Origin of the sequence: Enterobacter sp. BIDMC 27 (assembly GCF_000534415.1) — a bacterium.
In the GTDB taxonomy this organism is placed as follows: Bacteria; Pseudomonadota; Gammaproteobacteria; order Enterobacterales; family Enterobacteriaceae; genus Enterobacter; species Enterobacter hormaechei_C.
The window spans coordinates 2257327-2273994 of record NZ_KI973178.1; the positions used below are offsets into that span (position 1 = coordinate 2257327).

Genomic DNA, 16668 nt, shown 5'->3' on the forward strand with positions numbered 1-16668 from the left:
TTGAAGTACATCCCGCAAGGGGTCGTTAGCTCAGTTGGTAGAGCAGTTGACTTTTAATCAATTGGTCGCAGGTTCGAATCCTGCACGACCCACCAATTTTAATGTTTTACTCAGATATTAAACGTGAAGGATAACGTTGCTTTAGCAACGGCCCGAAGGGCGAGGCGAAGCCGAGTCATCCTGCACGACCCACCAGTGTTGAAAGGCGCCCTAAAGGCGCCTTTTTGCTATCTGTCGTTCGCCAGTGCCTTGTAGGTCGGGTAAGGCGAAGCCGCCACCCGACAGATGCTACCGGCATCAATTCCCGATGACATTCTTCCTCAAATTCGCTATCTTGTTTAGTATACAAAACACCATTGCCTCATTTTTGTTATCTCATGCAAAACAAAGGCAATATTGTTAAGCCAGTAAAACGAGAAGCCATAATGAGTGTGATGTTTGATCCCGAAACCGCAATCTATCCCTTCCCGCCGAAGCCCGCTCCGCTAAGCAGGGATGAAAAACAGTTCTATCGTGAGAAAATCAAGCGCCTGCTTAAAGAGCGTGATGCGGTGATGGTGGCGCATTACTACACCGACCCGGAAATTCAGCAGCTGGCGGAAGAGACGGGCGGCTGTATCTCAGATTCCCTGGAAATGGCGCGTTTCGGTGCAAAACATCCTGCCTCCACGCTGCTGGTTGCAGGTGTGCGCTTCATGGGCGAAACGGCAAAAATTCTCAGCCCGGAAAAAACCATACTGATGCCGACGCTGAATGCCGAATGCTCCCTTGACCTCGGTTGCCCGATTGATGAGTTCACCGCCTTCTGTGATGCCCACCCTGATCGTACCGTGGTGGTCTATGCCAACACGTCTGCGGCGGTGAAAGCCCGGGCAGACTGGGTAGTGACCTCTAGTATCGCCGTTGAGCTGATTGAGCATCTGGACAGCCTGGGGGAGAAAATCATCTGGGCGCCCGATCGTCACCTGGGAAACTATGTACAAAAACAAACCGGTGCGGATGTGCTGTGCTGGCAGGGCGCCTGTATCGTTCACGACGAGTTTAAGACCCAGGCCCTGACGCGCATGAGAGGATTATACCCGGACGCCGCGATTCTGGTGCACCCGGAATCCCCGCAGTCCATCGTCGACATGGCGGATGCCGTCGGGTCAACCAGCCAGCTCATTCATGCTGCGAAAACCCTGTCACACAAGCAGCTCATTGTGGCGACCGATCGCGGTATCTTCTACAAGATGCAGCAGGCCGTGCCGGAAAAAACGTTGCTCGAAGCGCCGACCGCCGGAGAAGGGGCGACCTGCCGAAGCTGCGCGCATTGCCCGTGGATGGCGATGAATGGGCTCAAAGCGATTGCGGAGGGGCTGGAAAACGGTGGCGCAGCGCATGAGATCCACGTGGATGCCGCTCTGCGTGAAGGCGCGTTAATTCCACTTAACCGTATGCTGGATTTTGCGGCTACACTACGTACTTAACTTATTACGCCCCGGAGAAAAAATGGATTTTTTTAGCACACAGAACATCCTGGTTCATATCCCGATTGGTGCGGGCGGCTATGACCTGTCGTGGATTGAAGCGGTGGGTACGCTGGCCGGTTTACTCTGTATCTGGCTGGCCAGCCTTGAGAAGATCAGCAACTATGCGTTCGGGCTGATAAACGTCACGCTGTTTGCGATCATCTTTTTCCAGATCCAGCTCTACGCCAGCCTGCTTCTACAGCTGTTCTTCTTCGCAGCCAATATCTATGGCTGGTACGCCTGGTCTCGGCAAAACAGTCAGCAGGAGGCGGAACTGCAAATCCGCTGGCTGCCGTTGCCAAAAGCCATCGCCTGGTTCGCGGCCTGCGTGGTGGCTATCGGCTTTATGACCGTCTTTATTGATCCGGTATTTGCCTTCCTGACGCGCGTGGCGGTCTCGGTCATGTCGGGTCTGGGATTAAATGTGACGATGCCTGAGCTTCAGCCGGATGCCTTCCCGTTCTGGGATTCCTGCATGATGGTGTTGTCGATTGCCGCAATGATCCTGATGACCCGTAAATACGTTGAGAACTGGCTGCTGTGGGTGGTTATCAACGTCATTAGCGTGGTGATTTTTGCCCGCCAGGGTGTTTATGCCATGTCGCTGGAGTACATGCTGCTGACGGTCATTGCCCTGAACGGCAGTCGCATGTGGATTAACAGCGCGCGTGAGCGTGGCTCGCGCGCGCTTTCCCGTTAATGGTGATGGGCGTGTGAGTGGCCGGACTGCGCCTCGTTCAGGTGACAGTCTGGCCCGTTACATGGCTGATACTCCATCTGGATGGTGGCGTGCGCAATTTCGTAGTGATGCTCAAGGAAGTGCCGAATACGTTCAAGCAACGCATCGTGATCGTGGGGCGGAATAACCTGAACGTGCAGCGTCATAAGCGGTTTCTCACCCACCAGCCAGACGTGAACGTGGTGAACGTTACGGACTTCAGGAATGGAACGACACAGATTGCGTTTTAGCTCGCCAATATCCAGCGACGTGGGAGCGCCTTCCAGCAGCTCATTGACGCTCTCTTTCAACAGCCGCCAGGCACTGCGTAATACAAGGCACGATACCAGCACGGAAAGAATCGGGTCGATGGGAGTCCAGCCCGTGCCCATAATGATCAGCGCGGCTACGATGGCCCCTACGGAACCCAGCAGATCGCCCAGCACATGAAGCGCCGCGGCCCGTACGTTCAGATTTTTTTCACTGCTGCCGCGGTGCAATATCCAGAACGCCAGAATATTGGCGACCAACCCGGCAATGGCGATAACCATCATTGTCGTCCCGGCTATCGGTTGTGGATGCCGAAAGCGCTGAAAAGCCTCCCAGACGATAAGAAGAGTAATGACCACCAGTGCAATCGCATTCACAAAGGCGGCAAGCGTGGTCAGTCTGAGCCAGCCAAAGGTGTGGCGAGTATTGGGAGGGCGACGGGCAAACTGCACGGCCAGCAGAGCAAACAGGAGCGCGGCAGCGTCGGTCAGCATATGCCCGGCATCGGCCAGCAGCGCCAGCGATCCGGATATCAGCCCGCCTGTTACCTCAATTATCATAAAGGTGGCAGTGACGCCAAAAGCCAGCAGAAGCCGTTTGGCATTTTCATCGCCAGTGGAGTGGGAATGGGAGTGGGAGTGCGCCATGGTATCGTTCCTGATTTATTATTATTTTTAGTGTAGCGTTTTTAAGAGCTTAAATAAAAAAGGAGAGCATTCGCTCTCCCTGTTTTACCTTACGGAAGGTTACTGGGTAGTACCGTCCGTTTTGGTATTGGCATCGCTGCCTACTTTGTCATTCGGGTCCGGGCATTTCCCGTCTTTACACACTGAGTTTTTATGAACCTCGTCGGTAGTCATACCCTCATGGTTCATCGTGCCTGTGTTCGTCCCGCCGGTGTTGGTATTGCCCGTGTTGATATTACTGTTATCAACATTGTTTGGCGCAATATTCTGTTTTGCATCCGGCGCAACCTGGCCTGCTTCGGCAGCGGCATTCGCGTCGCCGTTGCTGCCGGATGAGCCTGCGTCAGCAGCCAGTACGCTACCGCTTGCCAGAGTAAGGGTTGCCGTCAGGAAAAGCGTAGTCAGTTTCGTCATTTTCATCATGGTGCTCCTGTTCTTATCGTTACGCTGGATAACATTCTCCAACAGTGCATCTTGTTCAGTGGCGAAAGATCCCAGTTTCCTGATTTATGTCAGGATGGAATCGCGTATAAATATTTAAAAACAGTCGTTACAAGTAAAAAGCTTAGGCCAGATCTCATTTTTCGCTATTTTGTTGTGTATTTTAGGCGAATTCCAGGAATTATCTGCGCGAAGTGTAAAAGCCCGTTTACACTTCGTGGCCGACAAGTTAGATTGAAAGGATTGCTTTCATTACTAAAGATATGGCAGAGCCGGAAAGAAGATGAATTATCAGAACGACGATTTACGCATTAAAGAGATCAATGAGTTATTACCTCCCGTAGCGCTCCTTGAAAAATTCCCCGCCACCGAAAATGCCGCCAACACGGTGTCTCATGCCCGCAAGGCGATCCACAAGATCCTGAAAGGTAGCGACGATCGTCTTCTGGTGGTCATTGGGCCGTGCTCCATTCACGATCCTGCTGCGGCCAAAGAGTATGCGTCGCGTCTGCTCGCCCTGCGTGAAGAGCTGAAAGGCGAACTGGAAATCGTGATGCGCGTTTATTTCGAAAAACCGCGTACCACCGTGGGCTGGAAAGGGTTGATCAACGATCCGCATATGGACAACAGTTTCCAGATCAACGACGGCCTGCGCATTGCGCGTAAGCTGTTGCTGGAGATCAACGACAGCGGGCTGCCTGCTGCCGGAGAATTCCTCGATATGATCACCCCGCAGTATCTGGCTGACCTGATGAGCTGGGGCGCTATTGGCGCGCGTACGACGGAATCTCAGGTTCACCGTGAGCTGGCGTCTGGCCTGTCATGCCCGGTGGGGTTCAAAAATGGCACTGATGGCACCATTAAAGTCGCTATTGACGCCATTAATGCGGCTGGCGCGCCGCACTGCTTCCTGTCGGTGACCAAGTGGGGCCACTCCGCTATCGTGAATACCAGCGGTAATGGCGATTGCCATATTATACTGCGCGGCGGTAAAGAGCCTAACTACAGTGCTAAACACGTAGCGGAGGTAAAAGCAGGGCTGGAGAAAGCGGGTCTGGCACCGCAGGTGATGATCGATTTCAGCCATGCCAACTCCAGCAAACAGTTTAAAAAGCAGATGGAAGTCGGCGCAGATGTGTGTCAGCAAATCGCCAGCGGTGAACGCGCAGTGATTGGGGTGATGATTGAGAGCCATCTGGTGGAAGGCAACCAGAACCTGGAGGGCAGCGAGCCGCTGGTCTACGGTAAGAGCGTGACGGATGCCTGCATTGGCTGGGACGATACCGATGCGATCCTGCGTCAGTTGGCGGATGCGGTTAAAGCGCGTCGCGGCTAAGTTTGTCCCGGGCAATAAAAAAGCGTGGATTGCTCCACGCTTTTTTTATGTCCGGCGAATATTACTTCGCTTTACCCTGGTTCGCCACGGCCGCCGCTTTTGCAGCGATTTCGTCGGCGTTACCCAGGTAGTAATGTTTAACTGGCTTGAAGTTTTCGTCGAACTCGTACACCAGCGGCACGCCGGTAGGGATATTCAGCTCGAGGATTTCATCTTCACCCATGTTGTCCAGGTATTTCACCAGCGCACGCAGGGAGTTACCGTGAGCAGCGATAATGACGCGCTCGCCGCTTTTCAGGCGTGGCAGAATGGTTTCGTTCCAGTAAGGCACAACGCGGTCGATGGTCAGCGCCAGGCTTTCGGTCTGCGGCAGTTCAGCCTCAGTCAGCTTCGCGTAACGCGGATCGTGGCCCGGGTAGCGCTCGTCATCTTTGCTCAGCTCTGGAGGCGTGACCGCAAAACCACGACGCCACTGCTTAACCTGCTCGTCACCGTATTTTTCTGCGGTTTCCGCTTTGTTCAGACCTTGCAGCGCACCGTAGTGACGCTCGTTCAGTTTCCAGGATTTCTCAACCGGCAGCCAGGCCTGATCCAGCTCGTCCAGAACGTTCCACAGGGTATGGATGGCACGTTTCAGCACAGAGGTGTAAGCAAAGTCAAAGGTGAAGCCTTCTTCTTTCAGCAGTTTACCTGCCGCTTTTGCTTCGCTCACGCCTTTCTCGGACAGATCAACGTCATACCAACCGGTGAAGCGGTTTTCGTTGTTCCACTGGCTTTCGCCGTGGCGCACCAGGACAAGCTTAGTATTAGCCATTTCTTACTCCTCAAGCATTTTGAATGATAACAATTCTCATTATATTGCTGTGACTGTGCCAGCAGCAACGCTTAACCCTAACCATAGCGAAAATAGTTCGAGAGTGTAAGATGCATGTGAATCCAGGGTTATGATTTTGTCTGCGATCGCCGCTATTTTCAGCAAGGCGGAGATAAAAAAGCCCTCGCGATGAGGGCCAGTCTTTTTTGCCGGATGGCGCTTCGCTTATCAGGCCTATATTCGTAGGCCCGTGCGCCGCCGGACATTAAGCGCGCGGAATGAAATGATACTCGGTGACGCTTACGTACTCTTCACCCGGACGTAGCACGCAGTCCGGCTGCGGCCATTCAGGATGGTTAGGCGTGTCCGGCAGGAACTCGCTCTCCAGCGCCAGTCCTTGCCAGGCGCCGTAGGCGTCATGTTCACGCGCCGTAGTACCCTCCAGATAGTTACCGGAGTAGAACTGTAGGGCAGGGGCGGTGGTGTAGACCGTCATCTGTAACTTCTCATCAGCAGACCAGACCTGTGCGGCAGGTTGAGAAAGATCGCCTTTCGCCTGCAACAGGAACGCGTGGTCGTAGCCTTTCACCTTGCGCTGATCGTCATCACTCAGGAAATCCTGAGCAATGGTTTTCGGCTGACGGAAATCAAAGCTATTTCCGCTTACTGGTTTCAGCCCCTGATAAGGGATACCCATCTCATCGACCGGCAGATACTCATCCGCCAGGATCTGGAGTTTGTGGCTGCGGACATCGGTCTGATTACCGTCAAGGTTGAAATAGGCGTGGTTAGTCAGGTTGACCGGGCACGGCTTATCGACGGTCGCGCGGTACTCAATGGCGATGCGATTATCTTCGGTCAGGGTGAAGCGCGCGGTTGCGGTGAGATTGCCCGGGAAGCCCTGGTCTCCATCGAGGGAGTCCAGAGAGAACCAGACCTCACCGTCATTTTGCTGCACAATCTTCCAGCGACGTTTATCAAACCCTTCCGGGCCGCCGTGCAGCTGATTTTCGCCCTGGCTGGCAAGCAGGGAATACGTTACGCCGTCCAGCGTAAACCGGCTTCTGGCGATGCGGTTAGCGTAGCGGCCTATGGATGCGCCCAGAAAAGCAGTCTGCTCGATATACTGCTCCGGCGATGCGCAGCCAAGCAGGGTTTCGCGCACGCTGCCGTCAGGCATCGGTACGCGGGCAGAAAGTAACGTTGCGCCCCAGTCCATCAGCGTAACCACCATCCCGGCGCTGTTGCGCAGGGTTAACAGGCGATACGGCAGACCATCCGGTGCGAGTGTCGGTGTTTCGTTTAGCACTGTCCGGCTCCTTGTGATGCTTTACAGACATAGAAAGTTTCTTTGATGCCCGTTTTGGCTTCGTACTGTTTAGCCACCGCGTCCTGAATGGCAGGGACCAGCTCTTCCGGCACCAGGGCGACGACGCACCCGCCGAATCCGCCGCCGGTCATACGCACGCCGCCTTTGTCGCCAATCGTGGCTTTCACGATTTCAACCAGGGTGTCGATTTGCGGCACGGTGATTTCGAAATCGTCACGCATGGAGGCATGCGATTCGGCCATCAGCTCGCCCATCCGCTTCAGGTCACCTTTTGCCAGCGCGGAGGCGGCTTCTACGGTACGGGCATTTTCCGTCAGTATATGACGCACGCGCTTCGTGACAACCGGGTCCAGCTCGTGGGCAACCTTGTTAAATTCATCAAGTGAGACATCACGCAGGGCTGGCTGCTGGAAGAAGCGCGCGCCGGTTTCGCACTGTTCGCGACGGGTGTTGTACTCGCTGCCCACCAGGGTGCGTTTGAAGTTGCTGTTGATGATCACCACAGCCGCCCCTTTAGGCAGCGGAACCGCTTTGGTCCCGAGGGAGCGGCAGTCAATCAGCAAAGCATGTTCTTTCTTGCCCAGCGCGGAAATCAGCTGATCCATAATGCCGCAGTTGCAGCCTACGAACTGGTTTTCCGCTTCCTGACCGTTGAGGGCGATTTGCGCCCCGTCCAGCGGCAGATGATAAAGCTGCTGGAACACGGTGCCGACCGCCACTTCCAGCGATGCGGAAGAGCTTAATCCCGCCCCCTGCGGCACGTTGCCGCTGATCACCAGATCGGCCCCGCCGAAATTCTTGTTACGCTTTTGCAGGTGCTTCACCACGCCGCGAACATAGTTCGACCACTGCTGGCTGTCGTGGGTCACGATCGGCGCATCGAGGGAAAATTCGTCAATTTCGTTGCCGTAATCCGCGGCCATCACTCGCACCTGACGATCGTCGCGTTTCGCGCAGCTGATCACCGTCTGGTAGTCGATGGCACACGGCAGGACAAAACCGTCGTTATAGTCGGTGTGCTCGCCGATCAGATTAACGCGGCCTGGCGCCTGGATAACATGGGTGGCAGGGTAGCGAAATTTTTCAGCAAACAGGGATTGTGTTTTATCTTTCAGACTCATTTTTAGACTCCTGATTCGCGGTAATGGACGTCGCTAACGGCACGCAGACGTTCTGCCGCCTGTTCCGCCGTCAGGTCGCGCTGGGTTTCCGCCAGCATTTCATAGCCCACCATGAATTTACGTACCGTCGCAGAACGCAGCAGCGGCGGGTAGAAGTGTGCATGTAACTGCCAGTGTTGATTCTCTTCGCCGTTAAACGGCGCGCCGTGCCAGCCCATGGAGTAGGGGAAGGAGCACTGGAAGAGGTTGTCGTAGCGGCTGGTCAGTTTTTTCAGCGCCAGCGCCAGGTCGTCACGCTGGGCGTCGCTGAGTTCGGTAATGCGCTGTACATGGGCTTTCGGCAGCAGTAGCGTCTCAAACGGCCACGCCGCCCAGTAAGGGACCACCGCAAGCCAGTGCTCGGTTTCCACCACGGTACGGCTGCCATCCGCCAGCTCACGCTGGGTGTAATCCACCAGCATCGGCGAACCGTTCTGGGCGAAATACGCTTTTTGCAGTCGGTCCTCACGCTCGGCTTCATTCGGCAGGAAGCTGTTCGCCCAGATCTGACCGTGCGGATGCGGGTTGGAGCAGCCCATCGCCGCGCCTTTGTTTTCGAACACCTGCACCCAGGGATAGCTCTGCCCCAGCTCCGCGGTTTGCGCCTGCCAGGTGCTGACCACCTCTTTCAGGGCCTCCACGCTCAGCTCCGGCAGCGTTTTGCTGTGATCGGGCGAGAAGCAGATCACGCGGCTGGTGCCGCGGGCGCTTTCGCAGCGCATCAGCGGGTCATGGCTTTCCGGCGCGTCTGGCGTATCGGTCATCAGCGCGGCAAAGTCGTTAGTAAACACGAAGGTGCCTTGGTAGTCCGGGTTTTTATCGCCCGTCACGCGCGTATTGCCCGGGCAGAGGAAACAGTCCGGATCATGCTGCGGCAGCGTCTGTTTGGCAGGCGTCTCTTGCGCCCCCTGCCAGGGGCGCTTGGCGCGATGCGGTGAAACTAAAATCCATTGCCCGCTGAGCGGGTTAAAACGACGATGCGGGTGATCGACGGGATTGAATTGCGTCATGACAAATCCTTAATCTGGATAGCCTTGCGGATGGCTCGACTGCCAGTGCCAGGTATCCTGTGCCATTTCATCAAGCGTGCGGGTGACACGCCAGTTAAGCTCTTTATCCGCTTTGGTGGCATCGGCCCAGTAAGCCGGGAGGTCGCCATCCCGGCGGGGAGCGAAGTGATACTTCACCGGCTTGCCGCAGGCTTTACTGAAGGCATTCACCACGTCCAGCACGCTGCTGCCGATCCCGGCGCCGAGGTTGTAAATATGCACGCCCGGTTTATCAGCCAGCTGCTGCATCGCCGCCACGTGGCCGTCGGCCAGATCCATGACGTGAATGTAATCGCGCACGCCGGTGCCATCTTCGGTGGGATAATCGTTACCAAAAATCGCCAGGGAATCGCGGCGCCCTACGGCAACCTGCGCGATATACGGCATCAGGTTATTAGGAATGCCCTGCGGATCTTCGCCCATATCACCTGACGGATGTGCGCCGACCGGGTTGAAGTAGCGCAGCAAGGCGATGCTCCACTCAGGCTGGGCTTTTTGCAGGTCGGTCAGGATCTGCTCTACCATCAGCTTGCTTTTGCCATACGGGCTTTGCGGCGTACCGGTCGGGAAGCTTTCAACGTAAGGGATTTTTGGCTGATCGCCGTAGACGGTCGCGGAGGAGCTGAAGATAAAATTTTTAACGTTGGCCGCTCGCATGGCGGAGATCAGACGCAGGGTACCGTTAACGTTGTTGTCATAGTACTCAAGCGGTTTTGCCACCGATTCGCCAACCGCTTTCAGGCCCGCGAAGTGGATAACGGTTTCAATCGCGTGATCGTGAAGGATTTCAGTCATCAATGCTTCATTGCGAATGTCGCCTTCCACGAAAGTCGGCTGTTTACCCGAAAGGCGTTCAATGACCGGCAGCACGCTGCGCTTACTGTTGCACAGGTTATCAAGAATGACGACATCGTGGCCGCTTTGCAGCAGTTGCACACAGGTATGACTTCCTATGTAACCGCTACCACCTGTTACCAGAACTCGCATATTTCGCTCCATTAGGCTTATGGTATGAATTAACCATAGCATATCAGAGACGCGAAAAGTGTGACATGGGATAAAATAGTGGTATCGTTTACACTGGTTTTCACACGCGCTTTTTCACAGACTGAGTGCATTGTAGATCAAAGAGATAGAGATGTATTGTTGCAGGTTGTCTGAAAAGCGGAGGGCAGCGCCCTCCACGCGTTAATCGATTTTGCTCAGCAGGTAGCGGTATTGCTCGCGGTCAGGGACAAATTCCAGCCGATGGGTGATGCAGGACGGGGCATCTTCAGCATGGTGGGACACAAACAGCAGCTGGGTTTCACCTTCGCTAATCAGGACATCCACAAAGCGGCGGATCAGCTGACGGTTGAGCGGATCCAGCCCCTGCAACGGTTCGTCAAGAATCAGCAGCGTAGGGTGCTTGACCAGCGCGCGGACGATCAATGCCAGCCGCTGCTGCCCCCACGACAGGCTGTGGAATGGCGCATCGGCGACCCGGTTATCCATACCCAGAATATCCAGCCACTGCTGCGCCAGCTTGTGCTGCTTGTCGGATACCGCCTGATAAATACCAATGGAGTCGAAGAAGCCAGAGAGGATCACATTTCGCACCGTGGTGCTCACCCGGTAGTCCAGGTGCAGGCTGCTGCTGACATAGCCGATGTGCTTTTTGATATCCCAGATGGTTTCCCCGCTGCCGCGGCGACGGCCGAACAGGGTGAGATCGTTGCTGTATCCCTGCGGGTGATCCCCGGTGATCAGGCTCAGCAGCGTGGATTTACCCGCTCCGTTGGGGCCGACGATCTGCCAGTGCTCACCAGGATTAACCGTCCAGCTGAGGTGATTAAGAATAGGGCGATCGTCGTAAGCAACCACCCCATCGCGCAGCACAATGCGCGGCTGGTCAGGGTCCAGCCCGTGGCGTGCTGAAGGCGCATCCGGCTCCGGCAGGGCAATACCGTCCAGTTTCTCGCTGTGCGCCAGCTGCGCAATCAGCGCCTGCCGAAGCAGTACGGCTTTCTCGCCGGTTTCGGTCAGGCTACAGTCCGCCAGCACGCCCGCATAATGTACGAAATCCGGGATCTCATCAAAGCGGTTAAGAACCAGCACAAGCGTGTATCCCTGCTGGTTAAGCGACGCCAGCAACGCTGCCAGCTGCGCGCGGGATTGCACATCCAGTCCGTCAAACGGTTCATCCAGGATCAGGAGTTCCGGCTCGCTCATCAGCGCCTGACACAGCAGCGTTTTGCGCGTTTCACCGGTTGAAAGGTATTTAAAGCGGCGATTAAGCAGGGCGGTAATGCCAAATTGCTCCGCCAGCTGCTGACAGCGGGCAGGATCTTTTATCTCATCCTGGATAATTTCCGCCGTCGTGCGGCCGGTATCTTCTTCGCCGGGGCTGAGCAAATCGGTATTGTTACGCTGCCACTCATCGCTGACCAGCTTTTGCAGCTGTTCGAAGGAAAGGCGCGTCAGCCGGGTAAAGGTGCACCGACGTTCACCCTTCAGTTGGGTTAATTCGCCTGCCAGAGCGCGGGCCAGCGCGGATTTTCCGCTGCCATTCGTGCCCACAAACGCCCAGCTTTCTCCGGCGCGAAGGGTTAACTCTGGCAGCGATAAGGTACGGGTATCACTAAGACGAAACGTGCCTTGCGAAATATGCAATGATGACATGTGTTATCCCATTTTTTGCAGCAACAGATGTCAGGGATACTCAGTGTAAGCAGGGTTGTCAATGCGCTTAGCACAATGTGGCGATAATTACCCTGTCTGCATTGAAATATGCGGTCACCACAGCACCTTCGTCTAATTCGGTCGCGTCGTTCACCGGAACGGTGGCGCAGAGCAACTGTCCATCCGGCAGGGTCATCAGCACTTCACATTGTTCTGCGCCGCGCTCGATGTGGCTGATACGCCCGCGTAGCTGGTTGTCGGCCTCTGCGGCCTGCTCAGGGTTGAGTGCGATGCTGATCCAGGGCGCTTTGAGTAATACCAGCACCTCCTGACCTTCGTTCAGCCCAAGGCGTTGACCACTTTGCGCGGTGATGGCGGCTTTCAGACGCGTCGTACCGTCCGCGAGCAGGATCTCTATATGCTCCTGCACCTGCGAATGATCGCGCCCCGTCACCGTACCAAACCACTGGTTGCGGGCGCTGGTCTGCAAAGAGAAACGGGAGATGGCGCCCAGCAGGCTGTCCAGCGGCAGGTTGTCGTCATCGCTCAGCACATCAAATGCTTTTTGCTGGATCTGCGCCAGTAAATCGTAGAGCTGGATCAGACGTTGCCCGTAACGCGTCAACACGGCGCCGCCGCCGCCTTTCCCGCCGGTGGCGCGCTCAACCAGCGTGTGTTCGCTCAGGGTGTTCATGTCGTTAATCGCATCCCAGGCGCTTTTATAGCTGATGCCGGCGTTTTTGGCTCCCTGGCTAATCGAGCCAGTTTGTTCTATTTGTTTTAACAGGGCGATGCGTCGCGGATCGGCGAAAAGCTTCTGCTGAAGTCGTAGGGTGAGGAGAATTTCGGCCTGCATAACAGTGTCCCGGTAAAAAGGCTATTGTGACCCAAATGCCCGGGGGCGGAAAGCGCACCGCACAAAAGGGGATGTTTTTCTTACTTTTCAGGGTAGAATAAGCCGTTCACAAGATCTGGAGAAAACCATGTTAGAGTTGTTGAAAAGTCTGGTATTCGCGGTAATCATGGTGCCAGTAGTGATGGCTATCATCCTCGGTGCCATCTACGGCCTGGGTGAAGTGTTCAACGTCTTTTCGAACATTGGTCATCGTCGTGACCAGCCTAAAAAGCAGCAATGATTTCCTCCAAAACGCCCGGCCAGCCCGGGCGTTTTGCTCTCAAGTTTATTCCTTTCCCGCCGATATCTTTTACAACGTTCCTTGAGTTTACGCATTAATGGGTACGATTTAGCGCTAGGAACACCTGCGATATGTCGTTATATTTATTTGTATATAACGACACGCACAGGAGCTTCAAATGGCACGTTCATGGGTACGCCTTTTCGCAGGGGCAACGCTGACTCTCTCACTCACCGCCCACGCACTGGCGGATGAAGGAAAAATCACGGTCTTTGCGGCGGCGTCGCTGACTAACGCGATGCAGGATATTGCTGCGGTATATAAAAAAGAGAAAAACGTCGAGGTGGTCTCGTCGTTTGCCTCCTCGTCCACGCTGGCCCGCCAGATTGAAGCGGGGGCACCCGCGGATCTGTTCATCTCTGCCGATCAGAAATGGATGGATTACGCGGTGGAGAAAAAATCTGTTGATACGGCTACCCGCGAAACGCTGCTGGGAAATAGCCTGGTGGTGGTCGCGCCCACAAACAGCAAGCAGGACGACATCGCCATCAACAAACAGACGGACTGGACCCGTCTGCTCAACGGTGGCCGTCTGGCGGTAGGCGATCCGGAGCATGTTCCTGCCGGGATTTATGCGAAAGAAGCGCTACAAAAACTGGGTGCATGGGAGACCTTATCGCCGAAGCTGGCTCCCGCAGAAGATGTGCGTGGCGCGCTGGCGCTGGTGGAGCGTAACGAAGCGCCACTCGGGATCGTTTACGGCTCCGATGCCGTCGCCAGTAAAGGTGTGAAGGTGGTGGGCACCTTCCCGGAAGACTCGCATAAGAAAGTAGAATATCCTGTTGCGATAGTTGATGGACATAAAAATGCGACCGTGACGGCCTTTGTTGACTACCTGAAGGGGCCGGAAGCGTCCGCGATCTTTAAACGTTACGGATTTACGACTCACGAATGATATTGACCGAACCTGAATGGCAGGCCGTGCTGCTGAGCCTGAAAGTCTCTTCCCTGGCGGTTGCGCTGAGTTTGCCCTTTGGGGTGTTCTTTGCCTGGTTACTGGTTCGCGTGAAGTTTCCAGGCAAAGCCCTGCTCGACAGTGTTCTCCATCTTCCGCTTGTCTTACCGCCTGTGGTGGTCGGATATCTGCTGCTGATCTCCATGGGGCGACGCGGTTTTATCGGCGAATGGCTGTACGACTGGTTCGGACTGACCTTTGCTTTCAGCTGGCGCGGCGCGGTTCTGGCCGCGGCAGTAATGTCCTTCCCGCTGATGGTGCGCGCTATCCGCCTGGCGCTGGAAGGGGTGGATATCCGGTTAGAACAGGCCGCCCGCACGCTGGGCGCAGGCCGCTGGCGGGTATTCCTGACCATTACGCTTCCGCTCACGTTACCGGGCATTATCGTCGGTACGGTGTTAGCCTTCGCCCGCTCGTTGGGTGAGTTTGGCGCGACCATCACCTTTGTGTCGAACATTCCCGGCGAGACGCGGACCATCCCGTCGGCCATGTATACCCTGATTCAGACCCCGGGCGGCGAAGGTGCGGCGGCCCGGCTGTGTATTATTTCGATTGTGCTCGCTCTGGTCTCGCTGCTGGTGTCTGAGTGGCTGGCGCGCCTCAGCCGTGAACGGATGGGGAAATCGTGATGCTGGAACTCAACTTTACGCAAACCCTGGGCAGCCACACCCTGACGCTGAACGAAACGCTGCCTGCCAGCGGTATCACCGCCATTTTTGGCGTGTCCGGGGCGGGGAAAACGTCGCTGATTAATGCGATTAGCGGCCTGACGCGTCCCCAGTCTGGCCGTATTGTGCTAAATAACCGCGTCTTAAATGACGCGGAGAAGAAGGTCTGCCTGTCACCGGACAAACGCCGTATCGGCTATGTGTTTCAGGATGCGCGCCTGTTTCCGCACTACAGCGTTCGCGGGAACCTGCGTTACGGCATGGCAAAAAACATGGCCGGACAGTTCGATAAGCTGGTGGCGCTGCTGGGCATCGAACCGCTGCTGGATCGTCTGCCGTCGTCGCTGTCGGGTGGTGAAAAACAGCGCGTGGCGATTGGCCGCGCCCTGTTAACCGCCCCGGAACTGTTGCTGCTGGATGAGCCGCTGGCCTCGCTGGATATTCCGCGCAAGCGCGAGCTGCTGCCGTATCTGCAACGTCTGGCGCGGGAAATCAATGTGCCAATGCTCTACGTCAGCCATTCGCTGGATGAGATCTTACATCTGGCCGACAAAGTGCTGGTGCTGGAAGCGGGCAGGGTGAAGGCATTCGGCAATCTGGAGGAGGTGTGGGGCAGCAGCGTTATGCATCCATGGCTGCCAAAGGAGCAGCAGAGCAGCATTCTGAAGGTGAGCGTGCTGGAGCACCATCCGCACTACGCGATGACCGCGCTGGCGCTGGGCGATCAGCATTTGTGGGTGAATAAAATCGATACGCCGATTCAGTCCACGTTACGGATCCGCATTCAGGCGTCGGATGTCTCCCTGGTCCTGCAACCGCCGCTGCAAACCAGTATCCGCAATATTTTGCGCGCAAAAGTGGCGCAGTGTTTTGATGATAACGGCCAGGTGGAAGTGCAGCTGGAAGTAGGCAACAGAACGCTGTGGGCGCGCATCAGCCCGTGGGCCAGGGATGAGCTGGGCATCAAGCCTGGCCTGTGGCTTTACGCGCAAATCAAGAGCGTTTCCATAACCGCCTGATTACAGCAGGTGGGTATAAATATACTGCGCGATGCTGTCGGTGGTGTTATCGCCAATCACCACGTCAGCGCGCGCTTTCACCGCGTCATCGGCATTACCCATCGCCACGCCCGTTCCGGACGCTTCCAGCATGCTGATGTCGTTATAGTTATCGCCGAAGGCAATTACGTCCTGCATTGATCCGCCCTGCGATTCAACGAACTGGGTCAGACGCTTTCCTTTGCTGTTGCCTTTGCGGGCGATATCCACCTGATCGTGCCAGGACCATTCACATTCCAGACCCAGCGTATGCTCGACATGTTTTGCGAAAGTATTCAGTTTGGCGGTGTCTTCATCGGTCAGGGCAAATTTCCAGATTGCGTCGACGTCTTCCGCCGCCTGGCGCAGGGAGGAAACCTGAGTGAACACCGGACGCTGCGCTTCCGGCAGAGACAGAGCCCAGTTGCTGGTGCGGATCACATGGCCGGTAGGGCGTTCATACACCATGGCGTTGTCCACATACATCAGGCCGTGAATGGCATGCTCATCCAGTAAATCAATCAATTGCAGCGCCTGCGTAACGGGAAGCGGATCGGAGGCTAAAACCTTTTTTGCCTGATAATCATACAAATAGGTGCCATTACAACAAATTGCAGGTGTATCTAAGCCCAGTGCCTGATAAAAAGGATGAATGGCTACGTGATGTCGACCCGTTACGATGAGAAGTTGATACCCCGCTTCCTGGGCTCGTTTGAGGGCCTCAAGAGAAGAGGGGAGCAGGGTTTTCTGAGGGGTAAGCAGTGTTCCGTCTAAATCCAGGGCAATCACTCGCGAGGTCATTTTTTCTTCCGGGTTAATGTTGAATTTAAGGTCTG

General features: G+C 55.6%; 17 protein-coding genes and 1 tRNA gene. 8 read left to right on the plus strand and 10 right to left on the minus strand.

Annotation, left to right across the window (positions count from 1 at the left end):
• Window positions 1-19: 19 nt before the first annotated feature.
• The 3 genes from L463_RS11960 (at window position 20) to pnuC (ending at window position 2211) form a co-directional block, all read left to right on the plus strand.
• A tRNA-Lys gene (locus L463_RS11960) sits at window positions 20-95 on the plus strand.
• A 330-nt stretch (window positions 96-425) separates the two neighbouring features.
• Entirely contained in the window at window positions 426-1469 is a 1044-nt protein-coding gene (gene nadA, locus L463_RS11955) for a quinolinate synthase NadA (RefSeq protein WP_017384960.1), read from the plus strand.
• A 22-nt stretch (window positions 1470-1491) separates the two neighbouring features.
• A complete protein-coding gene (gene pnuC / locus L463_RS11950; protein WP_023296141.1) occupies window positions 1492-2211 on the plus strand; it encodes a nicotinamide riboside transporter PnuC in 720 nt (239 codons plus the stop codon).
• Here the strand turns inward: pnuC and zitB are convergent.
• Complete coding sequence (gene zitB, locus L463_RS11945) at window positions 2208-3146, minus strand: CDF family zinc transporter ZitB (protein ID WP_015571102.1); 939 nt, start codon at window positions 3144-3146, stop codon at window positions 2208-2210. The genes pnuC and zitB overlap by 4 nt on opposite strands.
• Window positions 3147-3245: 99 nt before the next feature.
• Window positions 3246-3605, minus strand: a complete 360-nt coding sequence (locus L463_RS11940) for a protein YbgS (RefSeq protein ID WP_003858566.1) — start codon at window positions 3603-3605, stop codon at window positions 3246-3248.
• 304 nt (window positions 3606-3909) lie between these two features.
• Here L463_RS11940 and aroG point away from each other — a divergent pair, with 304 nt between their 5' ends.
• On the plus strand, window positions 3910-4962 hold the full coding sequence (gene aroG / locus L463_RS11935) for a 3-deoxy-7-phosphoheptulonate synthase AroG (protein ID WP_003858564.1): 1053 nt from the start codon (window positions 3910-3912) through the stop codon (window positions 4960-4962).
• 61 nt (window positions 4963-5023) lie between these two features.
• Here aroG and gpmA read toward each other — a convergent pair whose 3' ends face one another.
• The 7 genes from gpmA to modE all read right to left on the minus strand — a co-directional run bounded on the left by gpmA (window position 5024) and on the right by modE (window position 12832).
• Window positions 5024-5776, minus strand: a complete 753-nt coding sequence (gene gpmA, locus L463_RS11930; RefSeq protein ID WP_006809557.1) for a 2,3-diphosphoglycerate-dependent phosphoglycerate mutase — start codon at window positions 5774-5776, stop codon at window positions 5024-5026.
• 265 nt (window positions 5777-6041) lie between these two features.
• Entirely contained in the window at window positions 6042-7085 is a 1044-nt protein-coding gene (galM, locus tag L463_RS11925; protein ID WP_023303316.1) for a galactose-1-epimerase, read from the minus strand.
• Window positions 7079-8227 (minus strand): galactokinase, encoded by a 1149-nt coding sequence (galK, locus tag L463_RS11920; RefSeq protein ID WP_032102607.1) that lies wholly within the window; start codon window positions 8225-8227, stop codon window positions 7079-7081. Before galK ends, galM begins: the two co-directional genes overlap by 7 nt.
• 2 nt (window positions 8228-8229) lie before the next feature.
• Window positions 8230-9276, minus strand: coding sequence for a galactose-1-phosphate uridylyltransferase (gene galT / locus L463_RS11915; protein WP_017384954.1), 1047 nt, complete (start codon window positions 9274-9276; stop codon window positions 8230-8232).
• A gap of 9 nt (window positions 9277-9285) precedes the next feature.
• A complete protein-coding gene (gene galE, locus L463_RS11910; RefSeq protein WP_032673170.1) occupies window positions 9286-10302 on the minus strand; it encodes a UDP-glucose 4-epimerase GalE in 1017 nt (338 codons plus the stop codon).
• A gap of 201 nt (window positions 10303-10503) precedes the next feature.
• The gene (modF, locus tag L463_RS11905; protein WP_017694125.1) at window positions 10504-11976 is read right to left on the minus strand and encodes a molybdate ABC transporter ATP-binding protein ModF; all 1473 of its coding nucleotides are present in this window, start codon (window positions 11974-11976) and stop codon (window positions 10504-10506) included.
• Window positions 11977-12043: 67 nt separating this feature from the next.
• The gene (gene modE / locus L463_RS11900) at window positions 12044-12832 is read right to left on the minus strand and encodes a molybdenum-dependent transcriptional regulator (RefSeq protein ID WP_015571099.1); all 789 of its coding nucleotides are present in this window, start codon (window positions 12830-12832) and stop codon (window positions 12044-12046) included.
• Between the two features lie 127 nt (window positions 12833-12959).
• Here modE and L463_RS11895 point away from each other — a divergent pair, with 127 nt between their 5' ends.
• The 4 genes from L463_RS11895 to modC all read left to right on the plus strand — a co-directional run bounded on the left by L463_RS11895 (window position 12960) and on the right by modC (window position 15814).
• Complete coding sequence (locus L463_RS11895) at window positions 12960-13112, plus strand: AcrZ family multidrug efflux pump-associated protein (RefSeq protein WP_003858549.1); 153 nt, start codon at window positions 12960-12962, stop codon at window positions 13110-13112.
• Window positions 13113-13290: 178 nt separating this feature from the next.
• Window positions 13291-14067, plus strand: a complete 777-nt coding sequence (gene modA / locus L463_RS11890; protein ID WP_017384951.1) for a molybdate ABC transporter substrate-binding protein — start codon at window positions 13291-13293, stop codon at window positions 14065-14067.
• Entirely contained in the window at window positions 14064-14756 is a 693-nt protein-coding gene (modB, locus tag L463_RS11885) for a molybdate ABC transporter permease subunit (protein ID WP_003858545.1), read from the plus strand. Before modA ends, modB begins: the two co-directional genes overlap by 4 nt.
• On the plus strand, window positions 14756-15814 hold the full coding sequence (gene modC / locus L463_RS11880) for a molybdenum ABC transporter ATP-binding protein ModC (RefSeq protein WP_017694124.1): 1059 nt from the start codon (window positions 14756-14758) through the stop codon (window positions 15812-15814). Before modB ends, modC begins: the two co-directional genes overlap by 1 nt.
• On the opposite strand, the gene L463_RS11875 is transcribed toward modC, so the two are convergent.
• A complete protein-coding gene (locus L463_RS11875) occupies window positions 15815-16633 on the minus strand; it encodes a pyridoxal phosphatase (RefSeq protein WP_017384949.1) in 819 nt (272 codons plus the stop codon).
• Between the last annotated feature and the right edge of the window lie 35 nt (window positions 16634-16668).

What these genes read in the sequence shown, in the direction of transcription:
- galE (WP_032673170.1), bottom strand. Translation starts at nt 10,302, where the DNA reads ATGCGAGTTCTGGTAACAGGTGGTAGCGGTTACATAGGAAGTCATACC.
- modB (WP_003858545.1), top strand. Translation starts at nt 14,064, where the DNA reads ATGATATTGACCGAACCTGAATGGCAGGCCGTGCTGCTGAGCCTGAAA.
- zitB (WP_015571102.1), bottom strand. Translation starts at nt 3,146, where the DNA reads ATGGCGCACTCCCACTCCCATTCCCACTCCACTGGCGATGAAAATGCC.
- L463_RS11875 (WP_017384949.1), bottom strand. Translation starts at nt 16,633, where the DNA reads ATGACCTCGCGAGTGATTGCCCTGGATTTAGACGGAACACTGCTTACC.
- galK (WP_032102607.1), bottom strand. Translation starts at nt 8,227, where the DNA reads ATGAGTCTGAAAGATAAAACACAATCCCTGTTTGCTGAAAAATTTCGC.
- aroG (WP_003858564.1), top strand. Translation starts at nt 3,910, where the DNA reads ATGAATTATCAGAACGACGATTTACGCATTAAAGAGATCAATGAGTTA.
- gpmA (WP_006809557.1), bottom strand. Translation starts at nt 5,776, where the DNA reads ATGGCTAATACTAAGCTTGTCCTGGTGCGCCACGGCGAAAGCCAGTGG.
- pnuC (WP_023296141.1), top strand. Translation starts at nt 1,492, where the DNA reads ATGGATTTTTTTAGCACACAGAACATCCTGGTTCATATCCCGATTGGT.
- modA (WP_017384951.1), top strand. Translation starts at nt 13,291, where the DNA reads ATGGCACGTTCATGGGTACGCCTTTTCGCAGGGGCAACGCTGACTCTC.
- modF (WP_017694125.1), bottom strand. Translation starts at nt 11,976, where the DNA reads ATGTCATCATTGCATATTTCGCAAGGCACGTTTCGTCTTAGTGATACC.
- galT (WP_017384954.1), bottom strand. Translation starts at nt 9,276, where the DNA reads ATGACGCAATTCAATCCCGTCGATCACCCGCATCGTCGTTTTAACCCG.
- L463_RS11895 (WP_003858549.1), top strand. Translation starts at nt 12,960, where the DNA reads ATGTTAGAGTTGTTGAAAAGTCTGGTATTCGCGGTAATCATGGTGCCA.
- nadA (WP_017384960.1), top strand. Translation starts at nt 426, where the DNA reads ATGAGTGTGATGTTTGATCCCGAAACCGCAATCTATCCCTTCCCGCCG.
- L463_RS11940 (WP_003858566.1), bottom strand. Translation starts at nt 3,605, where the DNA reads ATGAAAATGACGAAACTGACTACGCTTTTCCTGACGGCAACCCTTACT.
- modC (WP_017694124.1), top strand. Translation starts at nt 14,756, where the DNA reads ATGCTGGAACTCAACTTTACGCAAACCCTGGGCAGCCACACCCTGACG.
- modE (WP_015571099.1), bottom strand. Translation starts at nt 12,832, where the DNA reads ATGCAGGCCGAAATTCTCCTCACCCTACGACTTCAGCAGAAGCTTTTC.